The sequence below is a fragment of the Thiocapsa sp. genome, from assembly GCF_011390875.1.
Lineage (GTDB): Bacteria > Pseudomonadota > Gammaproteobacteria > Chromatiales > Chromatiaceae > Thiocapsa.
Window position 1 is genome coordinate 1 of record NZ_JAABRP010000312.1, and the last position, 3,903, is coordinate 3,903.

4 protein-coding genes, 1 tRNA gene and 1 pseudogene are annotated in these 3,903 nt (G+C 62.6%); all 6 read right to left on the reverse strand.

The window, feature by feature from the left end; all coding sequences use genetic code 11:
• Positions 1-250: 250 nt before the first annotated feature.
• Positions 251-340 (reverse strand) — tRNA-Ser (locus tag GPT33_RS17595).
• 62 nt (positions 341-402) lie between these two features.
• A complete protein-coding gene (tadA, locus tag GPT33_RS17600; protein WP_296811645.1) occupies positions 403-897 on the reverse strand; it encodes a tRNA adenosine(34) deaminase TadA in 495 nt (164 codons plus the stop codon).
• Positions 898-904: 7 nt separating this feature from the next.
• Complete coding sequence (locus GPT33_RS17605; protein WP_296811650.1) at positions 905-1,468, reverse strand: hypothetical protein; 564 nt, start codon at positions 1,466-1,468, stop codon at positions 905-907.
• Positions 1,465-2,238, reverse strand: coding sequence for an AAA family ATPase (locus GPT33_RS17610; protein ID WP_296811652.1), 774 nt, complete (start codon positions 2,236-2,238; stop codon positions 1,465-1,467). Before GPT33_RS17610 ends, GPT33_RS17605 begins: the two co-directional genes overlap by 4 nt.
• Positions 2,239-2,634: 396 nt before the next feature.
• Positions 2,635-2,754 (reverse strand): annotated as a pseudogene (locus GPT33_RS18945) (AAA family ATPase); the annotation flags it as partial.
• A 221-nt stretch (positions 2,755-2,975) separates the two neighbouring features.
• A partial coding sequence (gene guaA, locus GPT33_RS17620) for a glutamine-hydrolyzing GMP synthase (RefSeq protein WP_296811659.1) occupies positions 2,976-3,903 on the reverse strand: 928 nt, incomplete at its 5' end.

Consider the following 3,903-nt stretch of genomic DNA (forward strand, 5'->3'; position numbering starts at 1 on the left):
CGCTTTCGCCCGCCGGCAGCAGGTTCGGTCGTCACGCCGCTCGCGCTTGTCGGCGGCCAGGTGCGTTTCGGCGCCGACATTCCGCAAGACCGGCTCCGCGGTGGCGCGATTGACCAGGGCGAGCACGAGTACGCGAGCGAGCCCGGTTCAAGCGCCGTAGGCCGTGGTTCGAGTGGTGGGCGGGGCGGGGGGCGGTTGCGGTCGAACCAACTTCGGTGAGCGGGTTGTCGATCGGTCGATCGAGCGTGATTGGCGGAGAGGGTGGGATTCGAACCCACGGAAGGCTTGCGCCTTCTCTTGATTTCGAGTCAAGCCCGTTCGGCCACTCCGGCACCTCTCCGAGATTGTCGGTCGTGCGAATTGCTCGCTTTCGACAAGCTGTTAAGTGTAAGTCGCGGAACCTTACTTGTCTATCGTCGGGATCGTCTGTCGCTGGCGCCTGGCTTGGAAGAAGCCGCGCAGGGTCTCTGCGCACCCATCGGCGAGGATGCCGCCGCGACATCCGGTGCGATGGTTGAAACGTCCGTCCGACGGCAGGATGTCGAAGAGGCTCCCGCAGGCGCCCGCCTTCGGATCCGCCGCTCCGAAGACCACCTCGCCGACGCGGGCGTGGATGATGGCGCCCGCGCACATGACGCAGGGCTCGAGGGTGACGTAGAGGGTTGTGCCGGGGAGGCGGTAATTGCCGAGGCGTTGCCCGGCATCGCGCAGGGCCTGGATCTCGGCATGCGCGGTCGCGTCGTGAGTCCCGATCGGTCGGTTCCAGCCTTCGCCGATGAGCTCGTTGTTCAGGACCAGGACCGCGCCGACCGGGACCTCGCCCTCGGCCGCGGCGCGGTCGGCGAGGGTCAGGGCCAATTGCATCCAGTGGTCGTCGGTCTCTTTCGAAGGATCCATCGATGGGTCAATCGAAGCGGCTTCTTGACCATTCGGCGAGCCGCTCTTGCAGATCCTTGATCTCGGGGCAAAGACCAACCAATCGCGACCAGTTTCCAGGCAGCGCCCGCATCGCCTTTTTGCGGCCCTTTCCCGGGCCGTCGCTGCCAAGCGCATCGAGAAAAGGATCGCTGTACCGCTCTTTCGGATCGCAGTCCGCGCGCACCTCCGCCCAAGCTCCACCGATTTGTCCCGAGTGCAGTGCAAGCAACCAGACTTCGACTTCCTGCACGGCGAGGCAGGTCAGGAGTCGGCCGCGGTGTTCTTGCTCGCGAGCATCGGCGCGCTCCCTGTTGTGATAGCGGTTGCAGTCGAGATCGACGATCAATAGGAAGATGTCGATCATCGGGTTGTCGTCGATGATTGTCGTGATCGTTTCGCGATCCAGCGCTTGGTCGACGCCCCGAAGATGCGGGTCGCCCAACACATCGATACGCACTTTTCGTCCGATCTCTTGGAAGATCCGTTCTACGACGGGTTTGAGAACGTACTGATCGTGGGTTGGGTCCTCGGGGATGATCAAGACCTTCACAAGGCTCGCTCCAGCCAGCCGGTCGAGAACAGGCGGTCGACGGCGGTTCGGTCGGCAACCGCTTCGAAATCCTTCAAATCTTTGAGGCGACGCGCGATTGTGCCTTCCTCTTCGGGAACGCGGCCGAATACAACCGCATTGCCGAGGCTCTCGTCGCAGAGGTGCTGGAGCAGCCACGGGGAGTGGGTTGTTGCCAGCACCTGGATACCGCGATCTCTTGTGACTTGCTCCAAGAGCTCGACCAGAAGATGAATGCGTGTCGGGTGAAGGCCGTTTTCGATCTCCTCGATCAGGACCATCGAACCCTCGGGAGCCGTGATCAGGGCGGCGAGAACGCCGAGGAAGCGGAGTGTCCCGTCGGATAGGCTGCGAGCGGTGATCGGCATTCCGTTCGTCTCGACCACCTGGAGCATGACCTCCTGCTGCGCATTTTCGTCGAAACGGATATCGGTGATCGCCGGTCCGCAAAGCTCGGAAAGCCAATCGATGAGGTCGGCTTTTTTGTCGCTGTCTTGGCAGTATCTGCGAAGTACCGGGGAGATATTTTCTCCTTGTTCACCCAGGTCCCGGGCCTGAAGGGCTTGATAAGAGCGCATGCGCGCGGGACTGATATCGAGGAAGAGGGAGCTCCTCATGGTAATAGCCAATCTAGCGCAGTCTCTTGCAACGCGATCGTGCACACCGTCAAGTCTCAGCGTCACGATCTGACCGAGGGCACTGCGGGCGGCGTCACAAACTGCAGTAGGGCGTTTTCCGGGGTTCTCCGGCATGAGGTCGGCCGAGATCGGGAAAATGCTTGTGCTGCGGGCCTGTCGCGATGGACTGGAGCCGCCCGTTGCAAAGAGCTGGTTGCCTTCGTCGGTATCCGTCAGGCGTTCGTCGATCAGAACGACCTGGTCCTCGGTTCGGCACTTGATCCGATGGGCGAGCCGCACCTCGGGATCGTCGAAGACCCCGACAAATCTCTGGGCCTCTGCCTTCCGCATGAGATGGTCACGACGACAAAGGCTCCAATCCGTCGAAAGGCCGAAGCTGTCGCCGTGACAGAATGCGACCTCATGAATCCCGCCCCGTATCCCCGGCCAGACTTCCCGTCCGCCCTCATAGCGAGGAAGGAGTATTTCGGTGAAGAGGTGACCGAGGCCGACGCCCTGAAGAAACCGAATCGCATCGAAGAGATTGCTCTTCCCCGAGGCGTTTGCGCCAACCAAGAGGGTCAGCGGCGCAAGCGGGATCGTCTGATCTCGAAAGCTCTTGAAATCGTTCAGCTGTATGGATGTCAGCATAGTGGTCTGCGGGATCGCGTCGACTGTTTGGTCGGATGATCGTTCGTTCTTGTCGAGGGCTAAGCAGAACTCGAATCACGATCCCTTGCCGACGGCCGGGCACGATGCGGAATGTTTGACACATCTCTCGTGCGTCGCAGCGGGGATGATGGGTTTCGCTGTGCTCTACCCATCCTACGCCGGCCGGTCTTGTTTGACTTAGATCCTTCGACGTCCCGCGGTCATTCCCACTCGATCGTGCCCGGCGGTTTGCCGGTGATGTCGTAGACGACGCGCGACACGCCAGGCACCTCGTTGACGATACGCCGGCACACCAGATCCAGGAAGTCGTAGGGGAGGTGTGCCCAGCGCGCGGTCATGAAGTCGAGCGTTTCCACCGCACGCAACGCGATGACGTGCGCGTACTGGCGGTTGTCGCCGACGACGCCCACGGAGCGCACCGGCAGGAAGACGGCGAAGGCTTGGGAGACCTGATCGTAGAGGTCGGCCCTGCGCAGCTCTTCGATGAAGATGTGGTCGGCCTTGCGCAGGGTGATCGCGTCGTCCTTGTGGACCTCGCCAAGGATGCGCACGCCGAGCCCGGGCCCCGGGAAGGGGTGGCGGTAGACCATCTCGGAGGGCAGGCCGAGCTCGATGCCGATCTTGCGGACCTCGTCCTTGAAGAGCTCGCGCAGGGGCTCGACCAGCTTGAGGTTCATCTCCTCCGGCAGGCCACCCACGTTGTGGTGTGACTTGATGACGGTGGCCTTGCCCGACTTGGCCCCGGCGGATTCGATCACGTCCGGGTAGATGGTGCCCTGGGCGAGCCACTGAACGTTGGCGAGCTTGCTCGCCTCGTCGTCGAACACCTCGATGAAGGTGTTGCCGATGATCTTGCGCTTCTGCTCCGGGTCGGTCACGCCCTTGAGACGGCCGAGGAAACGGTCTTCGGCATCGACCCGGATCACCCGCACGCCCATGTGGCGCGCGAAGGTGCTCATGACCTGATCGCCCTCGCCGAGCCGCAGCAGTCCGTTGTCGACGAAGACGCAGGTCAGCTGGCTGCCGATCGCGCGATGAAGCAGCGCGGCGACGACGCTGGAATCCACTCCGCCCGAGAGTCCGAGCAGGACGGCGTCGGTGCCGACCTGATCGCGCACTTTGGCGATG

Excerpts from the sequence above, each read along its gene's own strand:
- tadA (WP_296811645.1), bottom strand. The coding sequence starts at position 897 with ATGGATCCTTCGAAAGAGACCGACGACCACTGGATGCAATTGGCCCTG.
- GPT33_RS17610 (WP_296811652.1), bottom strand. The coding sequence starts at position 2,238 with ATGCCGGAGAACCCCGGAAAACGCCCTACTGCAGTTTGTGACGCCGCC.